The sequence below is a fragment of the Rhodopila sp. genome (genome assembly GCF_965277165.1).
GTDB lineage: Bacteria > Pseudomonadota > Alphaproteobacteria > Acetobacterales > Acetobacteraceae > Rhodopila.
In genome coordinates, this window is the sequence record NZ_CBDICE010000006.1 from 1,265,046 (window position 1) to 1,290,551 (window position 25,506).

Here is a 25,506-nt window from a genome sequence, read left to right on the forward strand (position 1 = left end):
ATGAACTTGTTCGACCTGACCGGCAAAGTCGCCGTCATCACCGGCGGCAACGGCGGTATCGGCCTTGGCATGGCGCGCGGCATCGCGTCCTGCGGTGCCACCATCGTTATCGCCGGCCGCGACCGAGGCAAGGCCGATGCCGCGCTGCGGGCGCTGCGCGAGGACGGTGCGCAAGCCAGCTTTATCGCCGCCGATGTGACAAAGACCGCAGACTGCCAGGCACTGGTCAGCGGCGCGGTCACGCTGCACGGCCGGGTCGATATCCTGGTGAACAACGCCGGCACCTCGGTTCGCAAGCTGCCGCAGGATCTGTCCGAGGACGAGTGGCACCATGTCCTGGATACCAACCTGACCAGCGCGTTTCGTTGTGCCCGGGCGGCCTATCCGGAAATGCTGCGCGGAGGCGGCGGCAAGATCATCAACATCGGGTCGATGATGTCGCTGTTCGGCGCGCCTTATGCGGTTGCCTACGCGTCCAGCAAGGGCGGCATCGTGCAGATGTCACGCGCGCTGGCGACCGCTTGGGCGAAGGACAACATCCAGGTCAACGCTGTCCTGCCAGGTTGGATCGATACCGATCTGACCAGGGGCGCCCGGCAACAGGTGCCGGGCCTGCAGGACAGTGTCGAGCAGCGTACTCCGCACGGCCGCTGGGGCACAGCCGACGACATGGCCGGGATCGCGGCGTTCCTGGCCAGTCCGGCGTCGGATTTCGTCACCGGCACGGCGATCCCGGTCGATGGTGGGTTCTCGATCGCGATGTAGCGGCGTTCGCGGTCGGATCGCTCCGCGGCGCAGTCGGCGCTGCCAACCATCTGTCGCTGTCGGCCATCTTGTCCCGCCCGCCGGTCCGTTCTTCACTGTGACGCTGGCACTGGAGGCTGGGATGGCACAACGCTTCGCAGGACGCACGGCTATCGTCACCGGCGGCGTCTCCGGCATCGGAGCCGCCATCGCCCAAGGCCTCGCCGCCGCCGGCGCAGCGGTCAGCCTGTGGGACAGCGACGAGGCGGGCCTTGCGCGATCGGCTGCGGCCCATACGGTGGCGCTGGATGTCGCCGATCCCGAAGCCGCCCGCCGCGCCGTTGACAGCACGATCGCGGCGTTGGGAAAAATCGACATCCTGGTCACCTCGGCCGGCATCACCGGCCCCAACCATTCAACTTGGGATTACCCAATCAGCGCATGGGATCGGGTGATCGACGTCAACCTGAAGGGCGTTTTCTACTGCTGCCACGCGGTGGTGCCGCTGATGCGGACCAATGGCTATGGCAGGATCGTCAACATTGCCTCGATCGCCGGCAAGGAAGGCAATCCCAACGCCTCGGCTTATTCCGCGTCGAAAGCCGGGGTCATCGGGCTGACGAAATCCTTGGGCAAGGAATTGGCGGCGAGTGAAATACGGGTCAACTGTGTTACCCCGGCGGCGGTGAAAACCCCGTTGTTCGAGCAGATGAGCCAAACCCAGATCGACTGGATGCTGTCGAAAATTCCGATCGGCCGCTTCGGCCTGGTCGAGGAAGTCGCCGCCTTGGTCCTATGGCTGGCCAGCGAGGAGTGCAGCTTCTCCACCGGCGCGGTATTCGACATCTCGGGCGGCCGGGCAACATATTGACGCCGCGTTGTCACCTGGCGGCGCCCCCGCAGGCGTGGCGAGCGCCCGGCAGGCGCCAACTCGCACGCAAAAATCAGCGCATAGAGTGTAAGGGCATGCGATGAATTCGGAAGATCTTGCGTTCCTGCCGGCCACCCGGGTCACCGAACTGATCCGCACCAAGCAACTTTCCCCGGTCGATTACATGCGGACCGTGCTGGAGCGGATCGACGCCTACGATCCGAAGGTCAACGCCTTCGCCTACCTCGCCGCCGATAAGGCGATGGACGCTGCCCGTGTCGCCGAGGCGCGGCTGGTGTCAGGTGAGCGCATCGGTCGGCTGCACGGCCTGCCGGTCACCATCAAGGACCTTGCCTACACCAAGGACATGCCGACCCAGCAAGGCAGCCTGATCCACCAGAATTTCCAGCCGGCCGAAGACACCCCGATCGTGCCTCGCCTGCAGCAGGAAGGCGCCATCATCATCGGCAAGACCACGACGTCAGAGTTCGGCTGGACCGGCGTTTCGCACTCGCCGCTGACCGGCATCACCCATAACCCATGGAGGTTCGGCTACAACGCCGGGGCGTCCTCTGCCGGAGCAGGCGCCGCCGCCGCCGCCGGGTTCGGTCCACTGCACCAGGGCAGCGACGGTGCCGGGTCGATCCGCATGCCAGCGCATTTCTCCGGGGTGTTCGGCCTCAAGCCCAGCTTCGGCCGGGTGCCGACCTACCCGGTCAATACCGGCGACTTTACCTCCCACAACGGTCCGCTGACCCGAACGGTTGCCGATAGCGCGCTGTTCCTGCAGGTTATGGCCGGCCCCCATCCGCTCGATTACACCTCACTCGAAGCTGGCCCCGCCGCGTATCCTGAGCGGCTGCGGGATGGAATCAAGGGCCGACGCATCGCTTACAGCCCCGATCTCGGCCATGCCCGGGTCGACCCCGACGTCGCCGCCTTGGTCCGCGCCGCGGCCGATCGCTTCACCGAACTGGGCGCCATCGTCGAACCGGTGGCGACGCCGTGGGCCGCCCCTGGTCCCGAACTGATCCGGTTTTTCTGGGCCGCCCATCTGACCCGTCTGAAGCCGCAACTGCAAACCTGGGAATCCCGCATGGACCCCGGCCTGGTCGCCTGCATCAAGGCCGGAACCGACGTATCGGTGGCCGACTACCAGCTCGCTCGCGAGCGAAAAATGGCATACATCGCCACCATCCATCGCTGGTTCGAGGACTGGGATTTCCTGCTGACGCCGGCCGTCTCGGTCGCCGCCTTCCCGGCCGAGAAACTGATGCCGGACCACTGGCCGCGACACGACTGGGACTGGGTGAGCTGGGCAGAATTTTCCTACCCATTCAACATGTCGTGGAACCCAGCCGCCAGCGTGCCTTGCGGCTTTACCGGACAAGGACTGCCGGTCGGTCTGCAGATCGTCGGCAGGCGCTTCGACGACCTGGGCGTGCTGCAGGCCGCTTCCGCCTTCGAGGCGATCCAGCCCTGGGCCGGCAAACGCCCATCAATGGCCTGACCCTGCCATGCTGGAAGCCGTGCACGCCTTTCTGCTTGGCTTTCCCGCACTGTTTTCCATCATCAACCCGATCAGCGGCGGCTTCATCTTCCGTGGCGTCACCGCCGACCGGCCGCCGGAGGCTCAGGCCAGGCTGGCCCGGTTGGTGGCGCTAAACTCACTGTGCGTGATGATGGGCGCGCTTTGGGCCGGGTCCTACGTGCTGGCGTTCTTCGGCATCACGCTGACCGCGCTGCGGGTCGCCGGCGGCCTCGTCGTCGCGTTGAGCGGCTGGCGCCTGCTGAACGCTCCGGAGACGCATGAGGACCGCAAGCAGCAGCAAGCCGCGACAGCGGACGGTATCGAGGACATCGCGCTGTTTCCGCTGACCATCCCGTTCACCACCGGCCCCGGCACCATCGCGGTCGCCGTCGCGCTGGGCGCGGGACATCCCCGGCTGTTCGCCGGGCTCGGCTGGTTCTTCCTCGGCATGACCGGCGCGGCGCTGGCGATGACGGCGGTGATCTGGGTCACCTACAGCTACGCCGACCGGTTGACCCGGATGATGGGGCCGACGGGCACGCGCACGATCACCCGGATATCCGCCTTCCTGCTGCTCTGCATCGGCGTGCAGATCATGATCACCGGAGTCGGGGACGTGCTCCGCCCGCTGCTGGTCGCGCGGTAGTGGCGGCTTTGACGGGATGTCGCCCTTGGCAGCGGGCCGAACCGTTCCATCGCGCGGCGACGCGGCACCCGTGCTTTTAACCGGTTGTTCGATTGCCAGATGCACTGGGAGTGGAGCGGCATGGGCTGCTGCAATGGGCAGTAGTCGGCATCAGCCTGGGTAACTGTAGCCTGTATATCCCAGTGTCTACTCATGGTGTATTCAACAGAGTGAGGTTGAACGTCCAATACATTCACTCATGCTGACACTCTCACGGCGAGCAAGAGCGGTTCGGCGGCCGTGCCGCTGTTGTTTAAGGGGACTGCTTTCCGGAGACTGATCCGCAAGCGGCAATTTGGGTCCGACCAGAGCCACTCCGCGACAAACAGCCAGTCTAGGCCGCCTTCGCCAACCGGATCCCGCTGGCGTCGAACAAGCTGAACAGCGCCGCCGTCTGCGCCTCGGTCAGCGCAAGATGCGGTGGGCGGATGTTGACCCAGCGCAGATCCCCGGTGTTGCGCGCCACCAGTGTCTTCAGCGCCGGAATCAGCGGCACCGCAGTCACCGCCTTGCGCGTCGCCGACAACACCTCCTGCGCCGCGGCCGCCTTGGCGCCATCCCAGTTGGCATAGACCTCGGCGCCCAGCGCGCAATTCACGTTCGACGCCGCGGTGATCGACCCGGCGCTGCCCTTCCGCAGCAACGACAGCAGCAACGAATCATCGCCGGCATAGACCTCGAATCCATCCCGCGCGAAAGCCTCGACGTAGGCCAGGCTGTTGGCATAGTCGCCGGAACTGTCCTTGATGCCCTTGACCTTGCCCGGGTTCGCCCCCAGCAAACGGGCGATGAAATCGACCGAGAACGGAATCGCCGACTGCTGCGGAAAATTGTACAGATACAGCTTGATGTCGCCACCGACGCGCTGGATTACTTCGTTGAAGTAAGCCAGCAGCCCATCATCGGATGGGTTCTTGTAATAAAACGGCGGCAACAGCAACGCGCCGCGGCAGCCCAGTTCGTCGGCGTTGCGGGTCAGCAACACGGTATCGGTCATCGAAGTCGTGCCGGTTCCAGGCAGCATCTTCGCCGCCGGAATGCCGCGTTCGGCCAACCCTTCCAGCACCGCGATCCGCTCGCTGACGCCAAGGCTGTTCGCCTCGCCGGTGGTGCCCAGCACCGCCAGCCCGCTGCAGCCGTTGGCCAGCAGCCAACGACAATGAGCCGCCATCCGATCGAAGTCGATCGAGAGGTCGGCGTTCATCGCCGTCACCACCGCGGCATTGATCCCGCCGTACAGGGCATCCTTCAGCATCACGTCGTCTCCTTCAGATCTTCGGGCAGCTCACCATCCTTCGACCGCACCGCCCGCGGCGGCTTGCCCGGCCAATCCACAACATGATCTTCAAGCGCGCCGGCACGGCGTTCGCTCACCGCCCGGCCGCGCACCGAGACGCCAGCCTGATGCACCGTATCGGGGTCTCCCGATACCAGCGGATGCCACCATGCCAGGCTCTTGCCGTCACGCACCCGGCGATAGGCGCAGGACGGAGGCAACCAGTCGATCGCCTGCAGCGCCGCCGGGGTAAGGCCGACGCAATCGGGCACCCGGCGTCGGCGGCGGGGGTAATCGCTGCAACGGCAGGACTGCAGATCCAGCAGCCGGCAGGCGACGTTGGTGAAGGACAGCTCGTTGGTGTCCTCATGCCGCAATTTATGCAGGCAGCAACGGCCGCAGCCGTCGCACAGCGCTTCCCATTCGTCCGTTGTCATCTGCTCCAGCGACTTGGTCTTCCAGAACGGCTCCATGGCCCGGGACCCTACAGCCGACGCCCCCGGCACGGCAAGGAAGCCTCTTGTCGCGCGTGGGCATCGCCGCCGTCCCCACCGGTCTCGTCCGCGCGGCACCGGTCTCGTCCGCGCGGCGCAATGCTGCCATTATAACAGATCCGATCATCCGGCCCCGATCGGCCACATTCACCGGCCACACTCAGGAGCAAAATCTTGCCGGCTTTGTCCAATCTGCCCGGATTCGCTCTGCTGACCTTGGGCCTGGCGCTGACGCCCGGCCCGAACATGATGTATTTGGTGTCACGCTCGATCTCTCAGGGCCGCGTGGCCGGCCTGATTTCGCTGTGCGGGGTCGCGGTCGGTTTCCTGTGCTACATGTGTAGTGCGTGCTTTGGCATCACCGCCCTGCTGCTGGCGGTGCCCTATGCCTATGACACATTGCGCTTCGCAGGCGCGATCTATCTGCTTTACCTCGCCTGGCAGGCGGTCAGGCCCGGCGGGCGCTCGCCCTTCCAGGTGCGCGTGCTGCCTGCCGACAGCGCGCCCCGATTGTTCGCCATGGGCCTGTTGACCAACCTGCTGAACCCCAAGATCGCCGTGCTGTATCTGTCATTGCTGCCGCAGTTCATCGACCCGGGCCAGGGCGGCGTGCTGGCGCAATCGTTGCTGCTGGGTGCGACGCAGGTGGCGATCAGCATCAGCATCAACGCGGTGATCGCGATGACTGCGGGCACCATCGCGCTGTTCCTGGCAAAGCGACCGTGGTGGCTGGTCGCGCAACGCTGGCTGATGGGCACCGTGTTCGCGGGCATGGCGCTGCGGATGGCGGCTGACGCGCGCCGGTAAGTGGCGAGGCATCGGCGCCGATCACGGCGGCCCGCCGCAAGCATCTCGGGCGGCGCGCCGCCATCAACCCGGATCGGCGTCGCCATCCTGATCGTCGCCTGATATGCCCTCGAGTGCGGCGATGTCGACCGAGGTCACGGTCCCGCCGGACAGGCTGATCCAACCGGCGTCGCGCCAGACACCCAGATGCTTGTTGACGAGTTCCCGACTCATGCCGGCCATCAGACCCCATTCACCTTGCGACAGGCGCAACCCAAGGCCACCCGGGTGATGCGGGTCCGAGGGCGCCAGTCTCGCCACTTGAAGCACGGTCTTGGCCAGCCGCGCCAGCGCGCTCCGTGCTCGGCTGTCGATCAATTGCCCCGTCGCCCGCTGCAATTTCCTGCTGGCCAGGCGAAGCAGCGCGAGCAACCCCTCGGGCATCCGATCAAACGTCTGGCGGAATTGCCTGGCATCGATGATCAGCAGCCGACCAGGCGCCAGAGCCGCGGCATCGGCGCCGCGGGTGCGGGCGTGCAGCACCGATATCTCGCCGATGCAGGCGCCCGGGCCGGCGATGTCAAGGACCAACTCGCCGCCATCGGCCAGCGGCACCGAGAGTTTGACGAAGCCTTCCAGCACCAGGGCGACGCTGCTGGCCGCGTCGCCCTGGCGGAAGATCAACTCTTGGCGTTTCAGCGGCCGAATTCTTGACCCGCGCAGCAAGGTGCGATGCTCGTGCCGCGGCAGGGTGCCCAATGCGGGGTGGGCGGCGATCAGCCGGCGCACGGTCGGATCAGCGTCCGTCGCGGCTTCGGCGGCGGTGGGGATCGGTTGAGCGTCGTAGGCGGCGGCTGAGTAGATCACCGCCGGATCGATGTCGTCGCCCGCGACATGACGTCCACGCCGCCCCGTCGGGAGTTCATTTGGCACCGGCATCGGGAGTCCCCTCATGCTTCATATCTGACCCGGGGTGTGCCGGCGGCGTATCGGGCCGGCGGCGAAAGCGTGTCAAAACCGTGGTTTAGGCGTCAGGAATCGCCTGTATTGGAGCGGGCGGATTGAGCCCGGACTTTCGCTTGTTCTTGGACCATTTTCGTGTCTGCGCCTGCCAAAAATGGCCTAACTCCTTGTTTGATCTCGTGATTCATGGGCTGTAAACGTTGCGCTCAGCGCGATAACGCTGTAGTTTCGGTATCCGACGGCAAGCATATGTTGTTAGCTGTGCTCGCGCCGATCGGGAATATTTCAGTATAGTCTTATTCGTTACTATACCGATCCTCGAATCAGTGATAGACCTCTGATCCGAGCGATCCGACCTACCATCGGAGGTGCTAGCCCAGCGTGATTTATACCGATCAAGCAATAAAATCCGACGCTCTGGCGAGATCATGGCGGTCGCCTGGGTATGGTCCAGATCCTGCAGGCCGCCGCGATTTTCCTGTGGGCGCGGGTTGGCTCCGCCGATCACCAGGACTTGGTGCGCGCGAGACATGCGCGTTTGCGATCCCGGTCATCGCGTTGGTGACGCCTGGCCCAGCGGTGACAAGCGCGACGCCAAGTTGCCCGGTCAGTTCGGCGTGCGCCTGCGCCATATGCACGGCTGCCCGCTCGTCGCGGACGTCGACAATGCTGATCCCATGCGCGTCGAGGCGCATCCAGATCGCATGATGTGGCCGCCACACAGCGTGAAGACGCGCGTCACGCCGCGTGCCTTCAGCAGGCGCGCAATGACGTCCGCAACGCTCTCAGGAGATGGTTTCATCTGATCCGTTCCTTTCTGTTACCAGGTGACGAGGACAAAACCATACGATTCCAAAACGATATACCCGATCAGGATCGCGCCGACCTCGCCGTCTGGCCGAAGGCAACCCATGCTCACGACTGCAGCCGGGCTTTGAGCGCGCGATGCAGGATTCTGCCGGTGACGTTGCGCGGCATTTCATCCTCCCCTAGGAACGAACAGGCACGCGGCCGCCTGAAGCCGGCCAGTCGTTCCTTGCACCAATCCAGCGACTCGGCCTCGCTGACGGCAGCGTCCTCATGCAGCACGACGACCGCCTGCACGCGCTCGCCCCATTTTTCGTCGGGCACGCCGACGACCGCGACATCCTTGACCAGCGGATGGGCGCCGCTCACCGCCTCGACCTCGGACGGATAGATGTTCTCGCCACCTGAGATGATCATGTTGCTCTTGCGATCGACAAGCTGGATGTAGCCTTCTTCGTCTCGAACCGCCATGTCGCCGACTGAGCAGTGCTCGCCCTTGAAAGCCGCGCGGGTTTTTTCGGGCAGGTTCCGGTATTCGTCGAATCGAAGTTCTTGCGCGAATACACGGTCGTCACGCCACCGCAATAGCCGAAGGCATTGGAGAAATTGACCGAATTGGCATGACACATCGGATGACGAGAAGCGCCCCGTCGGTGCGACGAATGCCAAGTTCGATTTCGGTCACCATCGACAACAGCGTCCCGCTTCGGTTGTTGCGAACAACGCCTTTCGGGTCGCCGGTGTTTCCCGACGTGTATATCAATGTCCAGGGATCGGACAGACGGACGGGCTGGCCGGGCTCACCGCCGCTCGCCTCGCCAAAGCAGCGCTTTCGTAATCGCGGTACCGGTGGGGGCGGGTCGTTACCCGAAATAGATGTAATTTTTTTCGGGAAAGGATAGATCCGCGCGGATTTCCTCGACCACGCCCGCCAGTTCGTCTTGCACGATTAGCGCCGTCGTTCCGGCGTTCCTCAGGATGAAGCGGACTTCAGGGCCAACCAAGCGGAAGTTGATCGGCACGACGATCACCCCGGCTTTCGCCGCGGCCGCATAGATTCCCATCTATCCGAGGCTGTTGTAGGCGAGCATCGCGAAGCGATCGCCCTTGTCAAGTCCGATCCCGAGCAGCGCGTTGGCCAGGCGGCAGGACCGCTCGTTCCACTGCCCAAAGGTCAGCGACCGGTCGAGATCACGCGCCCCAGCCGATCTCGCGACAGCCGGGCGTGAACCGACAGCATTTGCCGGAGGTCCAACAGATCTTTCACCATCGTCGCCTTGCCGGGCAGGGACGCCAAGCGGCCAGATTTTCGCGCGGACATACCCCGGCCGGTCGGGCCGGTGTTTTGCGAATGCGCTGGTCTGGGCGACCCCACAGCCGAGCATTTCAGAACTGCGCACTGACCGGTGTTCGCTGACGACGGAATGGATCCACTGCCACCTTCCATCCTGAGCCAATCGGTCATGTGTCCACGAAATCGGACAGGACCGTCAAGATCAGGGCCGCGCGGAGCGGGGCTTCGATGCGCGGACGGCACCAGCCTCACACGTTTGCCCTCGGTCGCCGGCGAGGACGGGACGAACGGCGGAATCGGATATGCCGGGAATTCCGGCCCGAAGCCGCCTCAATCATGGATTTCCTGGTGAGCCCGGTGGGATTCGAACCCACGACCCCAAGATTAAAAGTCTCGTGCTCTACCAACTGAGCTACGGGCTCGCCGGCGCGCTTTGAACGCCATGCCGGGCCGCGGGTCAAGCATCGCCTAGCCCGGCGGCCAGCGCAGGCCCGACGCCTAGGTCAGGCCGGCCGGGCGAGGATCAGGCGGCGTCCGCGGCCATCGACAGCTTCTCGATCTTGTCCGGGTTCGACACCGTGCCGCCGCCGCCGCTGCCACGCTTGATCTGATCGACCAGATCCATGCCGTCCACCACCTGACCCCAGATGGTGTATTGGCCGTTCAAGTGCGACGCCGGCTCGAACATGATGAAGAACTGGCTGTTGGCGCTATGCGGGCTTTGGCTGCGGGCCATGCCGCAGGTGCCGCGGACGAATTTCGCCTTGTCGGAGAACTCGGCGCGGATGTTATCCAGGTCGCTTCCGCCGGTGCCGGTGCCGGTGGGGTCGCCGCCCTGGGCCATGAAGCCCTCGATCACGCGGTGGAACACGGTGCCGTCGTAGAAGCCCTTGCGCGCCAGGGTCTTGATCTGCTGCACGTGCATCGGCGCGATGTCGGGCAGCAGTTGGATCACCACGCGGCCCTGTTTCAGGTCCAGATAAAGGGTGTTCTCGGGGTCGAGAGCCGGTTTCGAGTCACTCATGGCTGTCTCCTTCAGGACTGTTATTTCACGTCGGCGGCAACGCGCATGTGCACGATCCGGTCCGGATCACTGACGATACCACTGCTGCCGCTGCCGCGCTTGATCTCGTCGACATACTCCATGCCGCGAACTACCTGACCCCAGATGGTGTATTGGCCGTCGAGCGAAGGGGCCGGGGCGAACATGATGAAGAACTGGCTGTTGGCGCTGTTCGGCGCGCTGGTCCGCGCCATGCCGCAGACCCCGCGCACGAAGTGGCGCTGGCTGACTTCCAGCGGCAGATCGGGCAGCTTGCTGCCGCCGGTGCCGGTGCCGGTGGGATCGCCGCCTTGGGCCATGAAGCCCTCGATCACACGGTGGAACGGGGTGCCGTCGTAGAACCCCTGGCGGCACAGCGTCTTGATCCGCTGGACGGTCTTGGGGGCGATCTCGGGCAGTAGCCGGATCACCACGCGACCCTGTTTCAGGTCGAGATAGATGGTGTTCTCGAGATCGAGGTTCTGCGTCGATGGGGTCTGCGCAAGCGCCGGGGCAGCGCCCGTCAACGGCGGGACGGCCAGGGCCGTGATCAGTACGGCAGCGGGGGATAAGACCAGGGTGCGGCGATGCAAGACGCCCTCCTTCGAAGTAAAATGAGCTGGAAATTACGTTCCAGAACGGGTTAGCCGCGGATGCGCTGGAGAATGCGTTCCAGGGTTGTCGGCGGCACGAACGACGAGATATCGCCGCCCAGTTTGGCAACCTCCTTGACCAGGCGGGAGGCGATGAACTGGTGCGTCTCGCTGGCCATCAGGAACACCGTTTCGACGTCCGGTGCCATACGGTAGTTCATCCCAGCCATCTGGATTTCATAGTCGAAATCAGACACCGCGCGCAGTCCGCGGACGATCATCGACGCGCCTACCGCGCGAGCGAAATCGACCAGGAGGGTGTCGAACGGGATGACATCGATGACCATGTCGTTGCGGGTGGCGATGGCGGCGATCTCAACGCGCACCAGTTCGACCCGCTCCTCCAAGGTGAACAGCGGGCCCTTGCCGGTGCTCATGGCGACGCCCACCACCAGGCGGTCGAGCAGCCGGGCGGCACGGGCGATGACGTCGAGATGCCCGTTGGTGATCGGATCGAAGGTTCCGGGATACAAGCCGATCCGTCGCGTCGTGGGATGGGCGCGCTCAGCCATCGCTTGGGTCCCCGGGGTTTGGACTGTGGCTTTCCTGGTCCGGGCGATCGGCGCCCGGCGCGTCGGGGTCGCCACTATCCAGCCGTGCCGGATCGGAACCGGGACCGCCATCGGGGAGGTTATCCGGCGCGGCGCCATTATCGTCGGTGTCGTCCTCCAGCACAGTGAACACGCTGGTCACGTGCTCACCCTTGTCGACACGGAACAGAGTGACCCCCATCGCCTGTCTCCCGGTGGTGCGGACCTGATCGACCGGCACGCGGATCAACCTGCCGGCATCGGTGACCATCATGATGTCGTCACCCTGGCGCACCGGAAAGCTTGCCACCACGGTCTTGCCGTTGCGCGGCGCCAAGGTGATGTTGCCGATGCCCTGTCCGCCACGCCCGGTGACCCGGTATTCGTAGGCCGAAGTGCGCTTGCCGAAGCCCACGTCGGTGACGGTGAGCAGCATTTCCTCGGCGCCTTCCATTTCGGCGAAGCGATCGGCCGACAGCGTCACCTCGACGGTGATTTCCTCAGATTCCGTGGCCGATTCTCCAGTCGGCACATCTGCCGTCGATGCATCCACCGGAGCACCATCTGTCGCGACGGCCTCAGCTTCGCCATCGCCGTTGTGGCGACGCCTGGCATTGGCCTGTTTCAGGTAAGCCAGCCGATCTTCCGGGCTGGCCGCAACGTGGCGCAGCACCGACAGACTGATGACCTCGTCGCCGTTCAGCAGCCTGATGCCGCGCACGCCGGAGCTGTCGCGGCCGGCAAAAACGCGGACCTGATCGTCGAGCAGGCGGAAGCGGATGCAGCGTCCGTTGCGGGTCGCCAGCAGCACGTCGTCGCCCTCGCGGCAGGTGGCGACACCGATCAGGTGGTCGCCCTCGTCCAACTTCATCGCGATCAGTCCGGCGGCGCGGACGTTCTTGAAATCCGACAGCCGGTTGCGCCGCACGTTGCCCGACGCGGTGGCAAACACCAGATGCAGGCTGTCCCACAGGCTTTCGTCCTGCGGCAGCGGCAGAACGGTGGTAATAGTATCGCCACCCAATTCCGGCAGCAGGTTGACCAGGGCTCGGCCTTTCGCCGTGGGGCCGGCCTCTGGCAGTTTCCAGACCTTGACGCGAAACGCCTTGCCGCCGGAGGAGAAGAACAGCACCCACTGGTGGGTGTGGGCGTTGAAGCTCCGGGTGACGATGTCGTCGCCGCGCATGCCCGCCCCAGACCGGCCGCGTCCGCCACGGTTCTGCGCTCGGAAAGTCTCCAGCGTGGTGCGCTTGATGAAGCCGTCGCGGGTGATCGTCACCACCATCTGACCGGGTTCGATCAGGCTTTCGTCGTCCTGGTCCGCCAGCGCGTCGGCGATCTCGGTCAGCCGCGGCGAAACGATTTCGCGGCGCGCGGCGGTGAGTTCCTCGGTCATCACCTCCATGCGGCGGATGCGCGAGTCGAGGATCTCCAGCAATTCGCGGATTCTGCCGGCGACCTCGGTCATTTCGGCCTGGATTTTTTCGCGTTCCAGTCCAGTGAGGCGCTGCAGGCGGAGTTCCAGGATGCCGCGCGCCTGTTCCTCGGTCAGCCGCACCGTACCATCAGCGGCGATGACATTGCCCGGTTCGTCGATCAGGGCGAGCAGGGCGCCGATGTCGGCGGCTGGCCAATCGCGGTCCATCAGCGCAGCGCGTGCGGCGGGGGCGTCGGGGCTGGCGCGGATCAGGCGGATGACGTCGTCGATATTGGCCACCGCGATCGCCAGGCCAACCAGGTTGTGCGCGCGGTCGCGGGCCTTGCCGAGCTCGAAACGGGAACGCCGGAGAATTACCTCTTCGCGGAAGCGGATGAAGCAGGTCAGGGCGTCGCGCAGGCCCATTTGCCTGGGCTGGCCGTCATCGAGGGCGAGGACGTTGATGCCGAAGCTGGTCTGCAACTGGGTGAAGCGGAACAACTGGTTCAGCACCACCTCGGGTGTGGCGTCACGCTTCAGCTCCATCACGATGCGCATGCCGGAGCGGTCGCTCTCGTCGCGCATTTCGCCGATGCCCTCTATGATCTTGCCACGCACCAGTTCGGCGATCTTCTCGATCAGCGTCTTCTTGTTCACCTGATAGGGGATTTCGGTGACGATGATGGCCTGGCGATCGCGGCGGATTTCCTCGAATTCGGTCTTCGCCCGGATCGTAATACTCTCCCGCCCGGTCTCGAACGCCGCTCGGATGCCGGAGCGGCCGATGATCACACCTCCCGTCGGGAAATCCGGACCCGGAACGATTTTCATGAGCTCGTCGAGCGACAGGTCGGGTTCGGCGATCAGCGCCAGCGTGGCATCGATGATCTCGCCCGGATTGTGCGGTGGGATGTTGGTCGCCATCCCGACGGCGATGCCGTTGGCGCCGTTGATCAGCAGGTTGGGAAACTTGGCCGGCAGGACGAGCGGTTCTTTTTCGGTCTCGTCGTAGTTCGGCTGGAAGTTGACGGTATCCTTGTCGATGTCTTCCAGCAGCAGCGCGGCGGCCTTGGCGAGGCGGACTTCGGTGTAGCGCATCGCCGCCGGGTTGTCGCCGTCCACCGATCCGAAATTGCCCTGGCCGTCGATCAGCGGCAGGCGCATGGAAAAAGATTGCGCCATGCGCACCATGGCGTCGTAGATCGAGGCGTCGCCGTGCGGGTGGTATTTACCCATCACGTCGCCGACGACGCGGGCGGATTTGCGGTATGGCTTATCGGGGGTGTAGCCGGCCTCGTGCATGCCGAACAGGATGCGCCGGTGCACCGGCTTCAGGCCGTCGCGGGCGTCTGGCAGGGCGCGCGCCACGATCACGCTCATGGCGTAATCGAGGTAGGAGCGGCGCATCTCCTGTTCCAGGTTGACCGGCTGCATGTCGCCGTATGGGCCGGTCGGGTCCACGGGCGGGTCGGGTGTGTCGCTCAAGTCTCAATCCATTGTTCGCGTCCGCACGGAAGCAGGTGGGTGGGGTGTGCGTCCGACCGGCGCTTGATAGGCTGATTCGGGCGTTGTGGCGAGGGGTGAGTTGGGGCACCCGGGGCAATTGCCGGATCAAGCCGGCGCGGCCGGACTTTTCGGGCGGTCACGACGGTTATGACGGGATTTGCGGCCGGGGATGGCGCCGGCTGCCGGCTGGCTCGCCCTGACACGGCAACGCCTGTATAAGGCGGCAAAGCAATCGCGAGGACGAAATGGCGGAGATCCTGGCGCTGGAGATTTCGCACTATCTGCCGCTGACCGGGCCTGGCGGCGGTATCCGGCGGCTTCGGTGGAGGACAGCATCCGGCAGGCAATCCTGAACTGGATGTGCCTGGTCGTGCCTTGCACGTCCTTGAGCGCAAACCCGAGGAGCTTGGTTTAGTGGATACCTGGATCTTCAATTCGTCGAAAACCTCGGCGCCCCCATGACGGGTTCTCCCGCTGTAGCTGTAAGGGCTTGTTCACCGATCGCGGCGAACCATCAAGCGGCGGACCGGTGAATAGTGCCATGCGCGATATCTACACGCGGCAGGACCTGCAGCGGCTGATCAACCCGCGCCTGGTGGCTGTCGTGGGCGCGTCGGAAACGCCAGGCTCGTTCGGCGAGCGCACGCTGGCCAACATGGTGGATTTCACCGGCGAGGTCGTCGCGGTCAATGCTAAGTACACGATGTTGCTGGGCCGTCGCTGCGTGCCGAGCCTGGCGGCGATCGGCGGGTCACCCGATTGCGTAGTGCTGTGCGTGGCGCGCGCGATGGTGCCGGACTTGGTGGCGGCGGCCGGAGCGGTGAAGGCCGGCGGGACGATCATCTACGCGTCGGGCTTCAGTGAAACCGGCAAGCCCGATCGGGTGGCTGGGCAGGAGGCTCTCGTCGCGTTGGCACGCCATCATGGGGTTCGGCTGGTCGGGCCGAATTGCGTCGGGCTGGCCAACACCGCGTCGCGGGCGGGGCTCAATTTCATGCCGGATTACGCCACGATGGGGCATTGCCGCGGACCGGTCGGGATCGTTTCGCAAAGTGGTGCGCTGGGCTACGGCATGCTGCAGGCGATGGGCCGGGGGATCGGCTTCACCCACTATCTCGCGGCCGGCAATTCGGCGGATGTGGACGTCTGCGATTACATCTCCTATCTGGCGGAGGATGGCGACACCCGCTCGATCATCTGCCTGTTCGAGGGCATCAAGGATGGCGGGCGGTTCCTGCGGGCGGCCTGCAAGGCGCGCGACGCTGGCAAGCCGTTGATCGTCTACAAGGCGGGCACCAGCGCCGCGAGCGGCAAGGCGGCGCTGTCGCACACCGGGTCGATCGTCGGATCAGCGGCGGCCTATCAGGCGGCGTTCCACGACGCCGGCTGCATCGCGGTGAACGATCTGGAATCGGTGCTGGAGCGGGCGAACTTCTTCGCCAAGACGTCGGCGCCGGCCGGCGGTCTCGGGGTCGGTGTGCTGTCCACATCCGGCGGCGCCTCGGTGATCAGCGCCGACAAGGCCGAGCAGCATGGCGTGGCGTTGCCCGGCTTGGCGGCAGCGACGGCGGCGGCGCTGGATACCGTGGTGCCGGAATTCGGTTCGGTGGCCAATCCGTCCGACCTGACGGCCGAGGTGCTGAAGACCGCCGAAACCTTCGGTTTCTGTCTGGACGCGTTCGTTGCCGATCCGGGTTATAGTGCCCTGGTGATTCCGATGGTGTTCGCGCACGCCTCCTCCAGCGGCGCGCGGGCGGTGCGACTGAGTGAAACCGCTCGGCGCTCCGATCGTGCGATGGCCGTGGTCTGGATGAACGAATGGCTGCAGGGTCCGGGCAGCGAGGCGTTCGATCGCGATCCCAGGGTCTGCACGTTCCGTTCGACCGACCGATGCTTTCAGACGTTGCGGTCATGGTTCGAATGGCATGCTCGCCGTGCTCGCCCGCTGCCGAGGCGAGCCCGGATGGCGCCGGAGGCTGCCGCTGGTATGGCTCGCGGGGTGATCGGATCGGCTGGGCGAGCGCTGACCGAGGCGGACTCAAAGCGGGTGCTGGCGGCCTATGACATCGCGGTACCGCGTGAGGAGCTGGCGGCGGATCCGGATGCGGCAGCCCAGGCGGCGGTACGGATCGGTTTTCCGGTGGTCGCCAAGATCGTCTCGCCCGACATTGCGCACAAAACCGAGGCCGGCGGGGTGGCGCTGTCGCTGCGATCGGAGGATGAGGTGCGGCAGGCGGCGTCGGCGATCCTGGTCTCGGCGCGGGCCTACGCGCCAGAGGCGGTGATCGATGGGATCGGCGTGCAGCAGATGGTTGCCGGGGGCATCGAACTGGTGGTCGGGGTCAAGCAGGATCCGCAGTTCGGTCCGCTGATCGCGGTCGGGCTTGGCGGCGTGGCCGTCGAGTTGTGGGGTGATACCGCCGTCCGGCTGGCTCCGGTAGGACCGGAAACGGCGCGCGAGATGGTCCGCAGCCTGAGAAGTTTTCCGCTGCTGGACGGCTATCGCGGGGCGGCCAAGATCGATCTGGATGGGCTCGTCGAGCTGATCTGCCGGTTGTCGGAAATGGCATCAGACCTTGGCGACGTCATTCAGGAAGTCGATATCAATCCGGTGATCGCGCGCGCTGACGGGGTTGTGGCCGCCGACGCTTTGGTGGTGACTCGCAAGCTGGGCCAAGCCCGTGAGACGCAAGGCTGAGGGGACGTTGTTGATGCTGTCGCACCAGGATAACGAACGGCTGACACGGATCGGTCGGGGTGCTCCGATGGGGGAGTTGTTCCGGCTCTATTGGATTCCGTTTTACCCGGCCAAGGACTTGACCGCGGACGGCCAGCCGAAACGCATCAAATTACTGGGCGAGGACCTGGTGGTGTTCCGCGATTCCGAGAACCGGGTGGGACTGATCGCCAACGCCTGCGCCCATCGCGGCGCACCCTTGATGTTTGGCCGTAACGAGGCGTGCGGCATCCGTTGCGTCTATCACGGCTGGAAATACGACGTGACCGGGGCGGTTACCGATATGCCCGCTGAACCTCCGGCCAGCCGGCTGGCCGCGCGGGTAAGGATCACGGCATATCCGTGCCGGGAACGGAATGGTGTGGTCTGGACCTATATGGGGCCGGACCCACTGAACCCGCCGCCGCTGCCCAACATGGAATGGAATTTGGTCCCAGACGAAAACGTTGTCGTCACTTTCCGGGTGCAGGAGTGCAACTGGCTGCAGGCTCTGGAAGGCGAGATCGACTCGGCGCACGCCCCGATCCTGCACGGCCGGATCGATGCCAAGGGGGCGATCGCCGACTGGATTGCGGCGAAGGACCTGAAGCCGATGATCCAATCGATCCGCCAGGACTTTGGCGTCAGCATCGCGGCTCGGCGGCAGTTGGGCAACGACAAACTGTACTGGCGGGTCAATCAGTTTCTGATGCCGTTCTATTCGCTGGTGCCGCCGCAGTCGAAATTCCCTGATCTGAGCGGCCATGCCTGGGTCCCGATGGATGACGAGCATACGCTGTGCTTGATGTTTTCCTATCATCCGACTGAGGCGCTGTCGGAGCGGACTCGCGCGGTGTTCCTGGATGGCCATAACGGGCGCGAGAGCGGGCACGCCAGCCGAAACGCGTACGCGCCGAAAAGTCCCACGACACCCTATAATGACTTCTGGACCAAGTACAACCCTGAATCGGGCTTCCTGTTCGACTATGAGAGTCAGAAGGCCTTGTGGTTTTCTGGCCTGCCCGGCCTGTGGGTGCAGGATGCGGCATGCCAATCGGGTCTGTCGCCGATCTATGACCGCAGCACGGAACATCTGTGCAGCAGCGACGCGGGGATCGTGATGGTGCGCCGGCTTTTGCTGGACAGTGCAGCCGACTACAACCAGCGCCGGGCGAAGCCCCCAGGGGTGGACGATCCGGACGTGTTTATCGTGCGAGCGGTGTCGCTGACGCTGGACGAGGGGATCGGCTGGGCGGATGCGGGTGATCGGGTGATGCGGGCGAGGCCAGGCAGCGGGTTCGGTTATCAGCTTTGAGAATGGCTTAGGCCGGCGCTGTGCCGTAGGGCCTATTCCCGCAGGGATCACTATGTAGTCCGAAGGCGCGATCGCCATCGCGCGGCTGGATTATCGACTTTAGAGACTGACCCGAAAGTGCCTGAAGCGGCGGTGGGTGTCGCTGACAGTTCATAGAATTTTCGTGTCAGTACGTCTTTTATTATTGGTCCGCTATCAACACAATGACCTGAGGGTCGCATCATAGGCGGCAGTGCCCTCGGCTATCTCGCCTCGTCTGCTGAGTGCGTGGGCTCGGGGTGCCACGTTGCAGCAGCCGATATGGCACGATGAAGAAATTCCCGTGCGGAAAAACGCAAACCTCCCGGCATCTAAAGTGTGAGCTGATTCACAGCCTGACCGCCGTTCGCGGGTTATAGGCTGTCAGTCGGCCGGGTCATCCGCGGTCCGGTTGCGGGCCAGACTCCGCTGCCATCCCGGTCTTGGCAAGTAAGCCAGGCGTGGTGTTCACAATAGTCCAAGTACAGGAGATTGACACATGAGAGACAGGATTTCGTCCGAGCGCTTCGCCGGTCGGAACAATACCGATGGCCTGGGTTTATTGGCCGATCTTGCAGGTACCTGGAAGGGCAGGGGTTTCAACCTGATTGCAAGGCCCGACTTCAAGGACAATACCGATCTTTACTTGCAACTCAACCAGACCCGCGAGACGTTGACCTTCGAACCGATCGGATCGCCGGTTCCGAACCGCGGCTTCGGCCAGGATGATATTGCGCTGTTCGGGCTGACCTATCTGCAGAAGATTACCGATGCCGGCGCGGACGGCGCGCTGCACATCGAGCCCGGTATCTGGGTGACCCAACCGAGCACCGATTTCCCACCGCAATCCGTTGCCAAGCCGGGCCAACTGGTCGCCAGGATGGGCAGCATCCCGCACGGCAACGCGCTGTTGGCGGAGGGTGTCGCGGAGCCTTTCGTGGGTCCTCCGGTGCTGACGGTTCCGGGAAGCCAGTACAGTTTCTCGCGCTTTCCATCGTTCAACAGCACCCCGTTCGCGGTTTCGCCGACCGCGCCGGGGATTGTGTTCAACGCCGCCGGATCGTCCGAGCGGCTGACGGCTACGACCGTGCCGGCGACGCCGTTTCCGCAATATGATGTCAGCGTGCCGATCGGTCCGATCCCGGCCGGTCCGTTCAATCCTCCGTTCACGCTGAACACGCGCACGCCGTTCGAGACATCGCCGCCGGAGCCGCCGCTGCCGCCGAGCATCCAAGGGGTTGCGATGCAGGATCTGGTCAACGACCCGATCCTTTTATTACAAAAAGACATCGAACGGCTGGTGGCTGACGGATACTCCTTCGAGGGCACCGCGCTGAACATCGCGACGATGACCCCGCTGAGCTTCCTGACGGAGCGCAACTCGGGTGCTCAGGGTGCCACGGCGCAGGTGCAGGTGCCATCGTTTGGCGGCGGGATCGAGAATATCCAGTTTCTGCAGGGTGAGAGCCCGGTGGTCGGCGGGCAACAGGAACTGCAGGAGAATGCGCAGACGGCGATTGTCTATGCGACGTTCTGGATCGAGAAGGCGACCCACAAGGCGACCGGGCACGGGTTCATGCAACTTCAATACGCGCAGATGGTGGTGCTGAACTTCCCGATCCTGCATTTGCTGCGTGGGACACCACCCGCCTACGTCAACCTGGGGTGGCCGCACGTCTCGGTGGCTACCTTGCGCAAGAGCTTTGGCTAAGTGCGGCGCGGGCTCGGATCGTGATTGGAATCCGAGCCTGCGGGCTCAGGTGCTGGATGAATTGAACGCGCCGCCGTCCAGCAGCAGGTTCTGGCCGACGATGAAGCTGATCTTGGCCGAGCACAGAAAGGCGCAGGCATCGCCGAACTCGGCCGGATCGCCGGCGCGCCCGGCCGGGGTCTTCGACAGCCGCTCGTGCACCAGTTCATCCACCGGGCGGTTGCTGGCTCGGGCCGCCTGCTCGAAGCCGCCGCGCAGGCGGTCGGTCAGGAACGGGCCCGGCAGGATATTGTTGATCACCACGTTGTAGTGTGCGACCTGACGGGCGAGACCGGCGACGAAGCCGGTCAGGCCAGCGCGGGCGCCGTTGCTCATGCCCAGTTCAGGGATCGGCGACTTCACCGAGCCTGAGGTGATGTTGACGATGCGGCCGAACTTGCGCTCGATCATGCCGTCGATCACGGATTTGATCAGAAAGATCGGCGCCAGCATGTTGCCGTCCACCGCCTTGATCCAGGCTTCGCGGTCCCATTCGCGGAAGTCGCCGCGCGGCGGCCCGCCGTTGTTGTTGATCAAGATATCCGGCGCCGGACAGGCGGCGAGGGCGGCGGCGCGGCCCGCCTCGGTGCTGATGTCGCCCGGCACGGCGGTCACCTTGGCGCCGGTCAGTTGACGAATTTCGCCGGCGGTCTGCTCCAGCGCGGCGGCGGTGCGGGCGGTGATGACCAGCTCCACCCCCTCGCGAGCCAGGGAAATGGCGCAGGCCCGGCCGAGCCCTTTCCGGGCGGCGCAGACGATGGCTTTCTTGCCTTGCAGTCCGAGATCCATGGATCGTTCCCCGTTTGAGTGGATGGACGCGACAATACCAGGGCGCCCCGGGCTCGCCTATGCCGCGGCCTCCCGGGATCGCGAAACAGGCGGTTTTTCGCTGGGGTCTGGACCGGCTCGGGCGGATGTGACAACGATGTCACGCGTCGGTCATTGCGCAACACCGCGTCAATCCGATCTAATTCGACGATACACTCCATTCGGCAGCAAGGTGACGCGATGAAAATGACGAAAATCGGGATCGCTTTGTTGGCTGGGACCAGCTTCGCGGCCGGTTGCGCCGTCGCATCCAATGGCGGGATGTTCCCTGCCGCCGCCCAAGGGACCAACCAGAAGCAGACCTATCAGATGCTGACCTTGTTCAGCACAGTGCTGGACCGGGTCCGCGCCGACTACGTGGAGCCGGTGTCGGATCGCACGCTGATCGACAACGCGCTGAACGGGATGCTGACCGGGCTGGACCCGCACAGCGCCTACATGACCGACCAGCAGTGGCACGACATGCAAACCGAGACCTCCGGCAAGTTTGGCGGCATTGGCCTGGAAGTGACCGACAATGCCGGGCTGTTGCAGGTGATCAGCCCGATCGACGGCACCCCGGCGGCGGCGGCCGGCCTGCTGCCGGGTGACCTGATCACGGCGGTGAACGGCAAGACAGTCGAAGGATTGAGCCTGAACGACGCGGTTTCCGAAATGCGTGGGCCGCCGAACACCGAGGTTCACCTGATCGTCAAGCGCCAGGGTGTGACCAACCCGATCACGGTGGCGCTGACACGCCAGATCATCCATGTCGAGACGGTCAAGAGCCGGCTGATCAACGACATCGGCGTAATCCGCATCAGCGAATTCACCGAACGGACCGATCCTGGCGTGCGCGAGGCGATCAATTCGTTGCGTGCCCAGGCCGGCGGTCATCTGCGCGGGCTGATCCTGGATCTGCGCAATGACCCGGGCGGCCTGTTGGACCAGGCGATCGCGGTGTCGAACGACTTCCTGCCGAGTGGCGGGATCGTCTCGACCCGGGGGCGGCACTCCGACGACGACCAGAGCTGGTCGGCCAAGCCGACCGAGGACGTGTCGGGCGGCCTGCCCATCGTGATATTGACCAATAACGGGTCGGCCTCGGCGTCCGAGATCGTTGCCGGTGCGCTGCAGGATAACCATCGGGCCCTGGTTCTGGGCACCCAATCGTTCGGCAAGGGATCGGTTCAGACGATCTTTCCGCTGGCCGGCAACGGCGCCGTGCGGCTGACCACGGCGCGCTACTATACCCCGTCGGGGCGGTCGATTCAGGGCGTAGGTATCACGCCTAACGTCGTAGTGCAGGAAACCCGCACCCCAGAGCCGCATTTCGCGCCGGAGCACGAGGCCGACCTGCAGCACATCCTCTCGGTGCCGGGCAGCAGCACGAAGCCGGCGCCAGCGCCGCCGCCGGCGGTGCTGCCGGAGGCGGCGGGGCAGATCCCTCGGTTGCCGCCGGAGAATTGGCCGAAGTTCGATCCCAAGAAGCCCGCCACTGACTTCCAATTGCAGCAGGGGCTGGTGTTGGTTCGGGCAATCGTTGCGGGCAGCAAGGCGGCGTCGCGGTAGGCGGCGGCGGCTTTGACCCCACGTTGGGGTCACACACGGAACGATGGCTAACTAGCTTTGCACTGCCGCGTCGATGACGGGCAGCGCTGCGCCGACGTCGGCATCCGCTGTCGGAGCGCGCTTGGCGAAGCGACGCGCAAGCCAAGCGCAGACCACGAGCTGCATCGGGTGGTACAGCATGATCGGCAGCACGACGACCCCCAGTGTCGGACCGGAAAACAGCACGCCGGCGATCGGAATGCCGGCGACAAGCGATTTCTGCGAGCCGCAGAAGACTAAGGCAACCTGATCGGCGTGACCAAGTCCGCAGAGGCGCGCGCCGATGTGGGTAATCAGCAGCACCGTTGCCAGCAGAACGGCGACAATCAGCCCGAGCGCGACGAATGTCGTCGGCGGTAGTTGGTGCCAGATCCCGTGCACGACGGCTGCGCTGAACGCGGTGTACACCACCAGCAGGATTGAACCTCGGTCGGTGATCGCCAGCACCGACCGATTGCGTGCGGCCCAGGCTCCGATCCATGGCCGCAGCAGATGCCCGACGATGAACGGCAGCAACAGCTCGCCGAGGATCTTCCACATGCCGGAAGCGTCGATCGCGCCGCCATATAGGTGGGACATGAGGCCGAACAGCAGCGGTGTGAGCAGCAGACCAATCAGGCTGGACGCGGTCGCCGCGCAGACCGCGCCCGCTACGTTGCCTTGCCCTATGGAGGTCAGCGCGATCGATGACTGAACGGTGGATGGCAGCGCGCACAGGAACAGCACACCGAGCACCAGCGTCCGGGTCAAGGCATGCGGGAACAGCGCGGTGAGCGCAGTCCCTAGCATCGGAAACAAGACGAACGTAGTGGCGGCGATGGCAAAATGTAGCCGCCAATTGGTCATTCCCGCGATGATCGCGTCACGCGACAGCCGCGCGCCCTGCAGGAAGAACAGCGATCCGATGGCGAACATCGCGAGTGTGCCGAAGATGGTGGCGCTGATCCCGCGGCAGGGCAGCAACGTTGCGAGCGTCAGGGTTGCTGCGAGGGCGAGCACGAAGCTGTCGGGTCGCCACTGGCTGATGGTTCGGCTGAGCTGACTTGCCTTAAGCATGTTCCGTTCCTACCGCACTCTCCCGAGCAGAATTTCGCATGAAATGGTTTGCCGCTGTGAAGTGGCTCACAGCGGAGTCGGGTCCGCCAAGTCCATTGGCGTTGACAGCCGTAAAAAACGTGCCAGCATAAGTTCTGATTGGTGCAGTGAATTTTTGCATTGCGCCCCTCGTTACTTGGCTCCTGGTCGCGAGCTTCGAACGCTGGATCGGACATCGATCCATGATTCGCCCTGCACCGCAGACGTCGTGATTTATCAGCGGTCGCAGCGCCCGACTTCAGCGTAGAGGCGATGCCTTGTCGTCATATGAACGGATGATGTCGCCGAAGAATTTCTGAGGGACAGACATCAGAAATCAAAGGATCGTGCCGATGCTGAACGTCGTCGATTATTCGGAGGTCGTGCAGCTGATCTATGAGGCGGCGCTCGATTTCAATCGGTGGCCGGCCGTGCTCGAGCGGCTGGCGGACGAGGTGGGTGCCTCGGTTGCCTGTTTGGTTAGGCAGGACTACGCGAAATCCGAAGGTGCGATGATCATGGTGCGCACTGATCCGAAATTCGCTCAGCTCTATGCAGACTATTACGTAAGACTAAACGTTTTTGCGCAGCGCGTTGGCAACCGACCCCCACAGACATTTGTGACTGACCGGATGTTTATATCGAAAGAGGACCTATTCCGTACAGAGTTCTACGATGGCTTTATGAAACCTCAGGGCGTTCACTCGCTGTTAAACATGTTTTTGCTGGCTGACGGCGAGCGAGGCACACGGATCGCGTTAGCCCGCTCGCCGCAAGCTGGAGAGTGGGAGCAGGAGCATATAGAGCGGCTGCGCCTGTTTGCGCCACACACGCACCGCGCCGCGTCGATCAATCGGCAGCTTGAGCTGCTTCGGCTCGGGGCGGAAGGGGCGGTGTCAGGACTTGATCAGCTTGCCCACGGGGTTCTTGTTGTTGACGCCGACTGCCGAGTGCGTTTGATCAATCTGGCTGCTGAGGCCATGCTGGCCGCGGCCGACGGTTTGGTGAGCGGTGTTCAAGGCGTTGCAACCGCGAACCGATTGGAGACCGCGACGCTTCGGCGTATGGTCGCCGAGGCCGCGAACGGTCAGGTGTCGAGCGCGTCGCGTTTCGCACTGAATGTCACGCGGCCGGCATGTTGTGGTCACTATTCACTGCTCGTGATGCCTTCAGGTTCGCTACCAGGCTGGTTCTTAGGACAGCGGCCAGGCGCGATCATTTTTGTCCGAGATCCGGAACGTGCGCCATCAGCGCCTCCGTCCCATCTTCGGCAGGTGTACGGCTTAACCCCGGCGGAGGCGGCGGTTACCATGGAGATCGTGCGCGGCGGCGGGTTGCAGTCCGCGGCGAGCGCCATGGGCATCTCGCTATCGACGGCGCGCACCCACCTGCAGCGCGTCTTCCAAAAAACCGGAACCCATCGGCAGGGCGAGTTGGTGCGACTAGTCGTTGAGCTGCAGGCGGGGCTTAACTTCGATTGTCTATCAGGGGCGACGGGGCGTTTAGCCAAAATACGAACCAGTCACAGGTTGGATTCCCAATCGGTGCCGTAGCGTCGTCGCTGCGGGTCCTGAGCGGACCCGGCCCTTCGCCATCTTGGCATCGAGGTTTCGTGG

Annotated in this window: 24 protein-coding genes and 1 tRNA gene; 10 read left to right on the forward strand and 15 right to left on the reverse strand. The window is 64.3% G+C overall.

Going from position 1 to position 25,506, the window contains the following annotated elements; all coding sequences use genetic code 11:
- From ACQY4Y_RS17815 to ACQY4Y_RS17830, 4 genes are all read left to right on the forward strand, one after another.
- Complete coding sequence (locus tag ACQY4Y_RS17815; RefSeq protein WP_428491928.1) at positions 1-765, forward strand: SDR family NAD(P)-dependent oxidoreductase; 765 nt, start codon at positions 1-3, stop codon at positions 763-765.
- A gap of 121 nt (positions 766-886) precedes the next feature.
- Complete coding sequence (locus ACQY4Y_RS17820) at positions 887-1,615, forward strand: SDR family NAD(P)-dependent oxidoreductase (RefSeq protein WP_428491929.1); 729 nt, start codon at positions 887-889, stop codon at positions 1,613-1,615.
- A gap of 100 nt (positions 1,616-1,715) precedes the next feature.
- Complete coding sequence (locus tag ACQY4Y_RS17825; protein WP_428491930.1) at positions 1,716-3,125, forward strand: amidase family protein; 1,410 nt, start codon at positions 1,716-1,718, stop codon at positions 3,123-3,125.
- Between the two features lie 7 nt (positions 3,126-3,132).
- Positions 3,133-3,792 carry a MarC family protein gene (locus ACQY4Y_RS17830; RefSeq protein ID WP_428491931.1) on the forward strand — a complete coding sequence of 220 codons (660 nt, stop codon included), beginning with the start codon at positions 3,133-3,135 and terminating at the stop codon, positions 3,790-3,792.
- Positions 3,793-4,165: 373 nt separating this feature from the next.
- Here the strand turns inward: ACQY4Y_RS17830 and ACQY4Y_RS17835 are convergent, their stop codons facing one another.
- Both ACQY4Y_RS17835 and ACQY4Y_RS17840 read right to left on the reverse strand, forming a co-directional pair.
- Complete coding sequence (locus ACQY4Y_RS17835; RefSeq protein ID WP_428491932.1) at positions 4,166-5,086, reverse strand: dihydrodipicolinate synthase family protein; 921 nt, start codon at positions 5,084-5,086, stop codon at positions 4,166-4,168.
- Positions 5,086-5,580 (reverse strand): YcgN family cysteine cluster protein, encoded by a 495-nt coding sequence (locus ACQY4Y_RS17840; protein ID WP_428491933.1) that lies wholly within the window; start codon positions 5,578-5,580, stop codon positions 5,086-5,088. Before ACQY4Y_RS17840 ends, ACQY4Y_RS17835 begins: the two co-directional genes overlap by 1 nt.
- A 195-nt stretch (positions 5,581-5,775) precedes the next feature.
- On the opposite strand from ACQY4Y_RS17840, the gene ACQY4Y_RS17845 reads away from it, so the two are divergent.
- The gene (locus ACQY4Y_RS17845; RefSeq protein ID WP_428491934.1) at positions 5,776-6,408 is read left to right on the forward strand and encodes a LysE family translocator; all 633 of its coding nucleotides are present in this window, start codon (positions 5,776-5,778) and stop codon (positions 6,406-6,408) included.
- A 63-nt stretch (positions 6,409-6,471) separates the two neighbouring features.
- On the opposite strand, the gene ACQY4Y_RS17850 is transcribed toward ACQY4Y_RS17845, so the two are convergent.
- The 11 genes from ACQY4Y_RS17850 to gyrA all read right to left on the reverse strand — a co-directional run bounded on the left by ACQY4Y_RS17850 (position 6,472) and on the right by gyrA (position 14,527).
- Complete coding sequence (locus ACQY4Y_RS17850) at positions 6,472-7,326, reverse strand: Crp/Fnr family transcriptional regulator (RefSeq protein ID WP_428491935.1); 855 nt, start codon at positions 7,324-7,326, stop codon at positions 6,472-6,474.
- A 419-nt stretch (positions 7,327-7,745) separates the two neighbouring features.
- The gene (locus ACQY4Y_RS17855) at positions 7,746-8,045 is read right to left on the reverse strand and encodes a thiamine pyrophosphate-binding protein (RefSeq protein WP_428491936.1); all 300 of its coding nucleotides are present in this window, start codon (positions 8,043-8,045) and stop codon (positions 7,746-7,748) included.
- A gap of 220 nt (positions 8,046-8,265) precedes the next feature.
- Positions 8,266-8,628 carry a class I adenylate-forming enzyme family protein gene (locus ACQY4Y_RS17860; protein WP_428491937.1) on the reverse strand — a complete coding sequence of 121 codons (363 nt, stop codon included), beginning with the start codon at positions 8,626-8,628 and terminating at the stop codon, positions 8,266-8,268.
- A gap of 100 nt (positions 8,629-8,728) precedes the next feature.
- On the reverse strand, positions 8,729-9,061 hold the full coding sequence (locus ACQY4Y_RS17865; protein ID WP_428493665.1) for an AMP-binding protein: 333 nt from the start codon (positions 9,059-9,061) through the stop codon (positions 8,729-8,731).
- A complete protein-coding gene (locus tag ACQY4Y_RS17870; RefSeq protein WP_428491938.1) occupies positions 9,021-9,221 on the reverse strand; it encodes a hypothetical protein in 201 nt (66 codons plus the stop codon). The genes ACQY4Y_RS17865 and ACQY4Y_RS17870 overlap by 41 nt, the downstream gene beginning before the upstream one ends.
- Positions 9,222-9,542: an AMP-binding protein gene (locus tag ACQY4Y_RS17875; protein WP_428493666.1), complete on the reverse strand. Its 321-nt coding sequence runs from the start codon at positions 9,540-9,542 to the stop codon at positions 9,222-9,224.
- Between the two features lie 255 nt (positions 9,543-9,797).
- A tRNA-Lys gene (locus ACQY4Y_RS17880) sits at positions 9,798-9,873 on the reverse strand.
- 101 nt (positions 9,874-9,974) lie between these two features.
- On the reverse strand, positions 9,975-10,475 hold the full coding sequence (locus ACQY4Y_RS17885) for a peptidylprolyl isomerase (RefSeq protein WP_428491939.1): 501 nt from the start codon (positions 10,473-10,475) through the stop codon (positions 9,975-9,977).
- 20 nt (positions 10,476-10,495) lie between these two features.
- Entirely contained in the window at positions 10,496-10,954 is a 459-nt protein-coding gene (locus ACQY4Y_RS17890) for a peptidylprolyl isomerase (protein WP_428493667.1), read from the reverse strand.
- A gap of 182 nt (positions 10,955-11,136) precedes the next feature.
- The gene (gene coaD, locus ACQY4Y_RS17895; protein ID WP_428491940.1) at positions 11,137-11,658 is read right to left on the reverse strand and encodes a pantetheine-phosphate adenylyltransferase; all 522 of its coding nucleotides are present in this window, start codon (positions 11,656-11,658) and stop codon (positions 11,137-11,139) included.
- Complete coding sequence (gyrA, locus tag ACQY4Y_RS17900) at positions 11,651-14,527, reverse strand: DNA gyrase subunit A (RefSeq protein WP_428493668.1); 2,877 nt, start codon at positions 14,525-14,527, stop codon at positions 11,651-11,653. Before gyrA ends, coaD begins: the two co-directional genes overlap by 8 nt.
- 613 nt (positions 14,528-15,140) lie before the next feature.
- Between gyrA and ACQY4Y_RS17905 the strand changes: the two genes are divergently transcribed.
- The 3 genes from ACQY4Y_RS17905 (at position 15,141) to ACQY4Y_RS17915 (ending at position 20,359) form a co-directional block, all read left to right on the forward strand.
- On the forward strand, positions 15,141-17,297 hold the full coding sequence (locus ACQY4Y_RS17905; protein ID WP_428491941.1) for an acetate--CoA ligase family protein: 2,157 nt from the start codon (positions 15,141-15,143) through the stop codon (positions 17,295-17,297).
- Positions 17,281-18,630 (forward strand): Rieske 2Fe-2S domain-containing protein, encoded by a 1,350-nt coding sequence (locus ACQY4Y_RS17910; protein ID WP_428491942.1) that lies wholly within the window; start codon positions 17,281-17,283, stop codon positions 18,628-18,630. Before ACQY4Y_RS17905 ends, ACQY4Y_RS17910 begins: the two co-directional genes overlap by 17 nt.
- 517 nt (positions 18,631-19,147) lie before the next feature.
- Positions 19,148-20,359, forward strand: a complete 1,212-nt coding sequence (locus tag ACQY4Y_RS17915; RefSeq protein ID WP_428491943.1) for a heme-binding protein — start codon at positions 19,148-19,150, stop codon at positions 20,357-20,359.
- Between the two features lie 45 nt (positions 20,360-20,404).
- On the opposite strand, the gene ACQY4Y_RS17920 is transcribed toward ACQY4Y_RS17915, so the two are convergent.
- Complete coding sequence (locus ACQY4Y_RS17920) at positions 20,405-21,187, reverse strand: SDR family oxidoreductase (RefSeq protein ID WP_428491944.1); 783 nt, start codon at positions 21,185-21,187, stop codon at positions 20,405-20,407.
- A gap of 219 nt (positions 21,188-21,406) precedes the next feature.
- Here ACQY4Y_RS17920 and ACQY4Y_RS17925 point away from each other — a divergent pair, with 219 nt between their 5' ends.
- On the forward strand, positions 21,407-22,777 hold the full coding sequence (locus ACQY4Y_RS17925) for a S41 family peptidase (RefSeq protein WP_428491945.1): 1,371 nt from the start codon (positions 21,407-21,409) through the stop codon (positions 22,775-22,777).
- Positions 22,778-22,828: 51 nt separating this feature from the next.
- On the opposite strand, the gene ACQY4Y_RS17930 is transcribed toward ACQY4Y_RS17925, so the two are convergent.
- Positions 22,829-23,872, reverse strand: a complete 1,044-nt coding sequence (locus ACQY4Y_RS17930) for a bile acid:sodium symporter family protein (RefSeq protein ID WP_428491946.1) — start codon at positions 23,870-23,872, stop codon at positions 22,829-22,831.
- A gap of 371 nt (positions 23,873-24,243) precedes the next feature.
- Here ACQY4Y_RS17930 and ACQY4Y_RS17935 point away from each other — a divergent pair, with 371 nt between their 5' ends.
- Positions 24,244-25,443 carry a helix-turn-helix transcriptional regulator gene (locus ACQY4Y_RS17935; RefSeq protein WP_428491947.1) on the forward strand — a complete coding sequence of 400 codons (1,200 nt, stop codon included), beginning with the start codon at positions 24,244-24,246 and terminating at the stop codon, positions 25,441-25,443.
- The last annotated feature ends 63 nt before the right edge of the window (positions 25,444-25,506 follow it).

Bases quoted from the DNA above. Each gene is read 5' to 3' on its own strand.
- ACQY4Y_RS17815 (WP_428491928.1), top strand. From the start codon at position 1: ATGAACTTGTTCGACCTGACCGGCAAAGTCGCCGTCATCACCGGCGGC.
- ACQY4Y_RS17820 (WP_428491929.1), top strand. From the start codon at position 887: ATGGCACAACGCTTCGCAGGACGCACGGCTATCGTCACCGGCGGCGTC.
- ACQY4Y_RS17825 (WP_428491930.1), top strand. From the start codon at position 1,716: ATGAATTCGGAAGATCTTGCGTTCCTGCCGGCCACCCGGGTCACCGAA.
- ACQY4Y_RS17830 (WP_428491931.1), top strand. From the start codon at position 3,133: ATGCTGGAAGCCGTGCACGCCTTTCTGCTTGGCTTTCCCGCACTGTTT.
- ACQY4Y_RS17835 (WP_428491932.1), bottom strand. From the start codon at position 5,086: ATGCTGAAGGATGCCCTGTACGGCGGGATCAATGCCGCGGTGGTGACG.
- ACQY4Y_RS17840 (WP_428491933.1), bottom strand. From the start codon at position 5,580: ATGGAGCCGTTCTGGAAGACCAAGTCGCTGGAGCAGATGACAACGGAC.
- ACQY4Y_RS17850 (WP_428491935.1), bottom strand. From the start codon at position 7,326: ATGCCGGTGCCAAATGAACTCCCGACGGGGCGGCGTGGACGTCATGTC.
- ACQY4Y_RS17855 (WP_428491936.1), bottom strand. From the start codon at position 8,045: ATGCGCCTCGACGCGCATGGGATCAGCATTGTCGACGTCCGCGACGAG.
- ACQY4Y_RS17860 (WP_428491937.1), bottom strand. From the start codon at position 8,628: ATGGCGGTTCGAGACGAAGAAGGCTACATCCAGCTTGTCGATCGCAAG.
- ACQY4Y_RS17870 (WP_428491938.1), bottom strand. From the start codon at position 9,221: ATGGGAATCTATGCGGCCGCGGCGAAAGCCGGGGTGATCGTCGTGCCG.
- ACQY4Y_RS17875 (WP_428493666.1), bottom strand. From the start codon at position 9,542: ATGCTCGGCTGTGGGGTCGCCCAGACCAGCGCATTCGCAAAACACCGG.
- ACQY4Y_RS17885 (WP_428491939.1), bottom strand. From the start codon at position 10,475: ATGAGTGACTCGAAACCGGCTCTCGACCCCGAGAACACCCTTTATCTG.
- coaD (WP_428491940.1), bottom strand. From the start codon at position 11,658: ATGGCTGAGCGCGCCCATCCCACGACGCGACGGATCGGCTTGTATCCC.
- gyrA (WP_428493668.1), bottom strand. From the start codon at position 14,527: ATGCAGCCGGTCAACCTGGAACAGGAGATGCGCCGCTCCTACCTCGAT.
- ACQY4Y_RS17905 (WP_428491941.1), top strand. From the start codon at position 15,141: ATGCGCGATATCTACACGCGGCAGGACCTGCAGCGGCTGATCAACCCG.
- ACQY4Y_RS17915 (WP_428491943.1), top strand. From the start codon at position 19,148: ATGAGAGACAGGATTTCGTCCGAGCGCTTCGCCGGTCGGAACAATACC.
- ACQY4Y_RS17920 (WP_428491944.1), bottom strand. From the start codon at position 21,187: ATGGATCTCGGACTGCAAGGCAAGAAAGCCATCGTCTGCGCCGCCCGG.
- ACQY4Y_RS17925 (WP_428491945.1), top strand. From the start codon at position 21,407: ATGAAAATGACGAAAATCGGGATCGCTTTGTTGGCTGGGACCAGCTTC.
- ACQY4Y_RS17930 (WP_428491946.1), bottom strand. From the start codon at position 23,872: ATGCTTAAGGCAAGTCAGCTCAGCCGAACCATCAGCCAGTGGCGACCC.
- ACQY4Y_RS17935 (WP_428491947.1), top strand. From the start codon at position 24,244: ATGCTGAACGTCGTCGATTATTCGGAGGTCGTGCAGCTGATCTATGAG.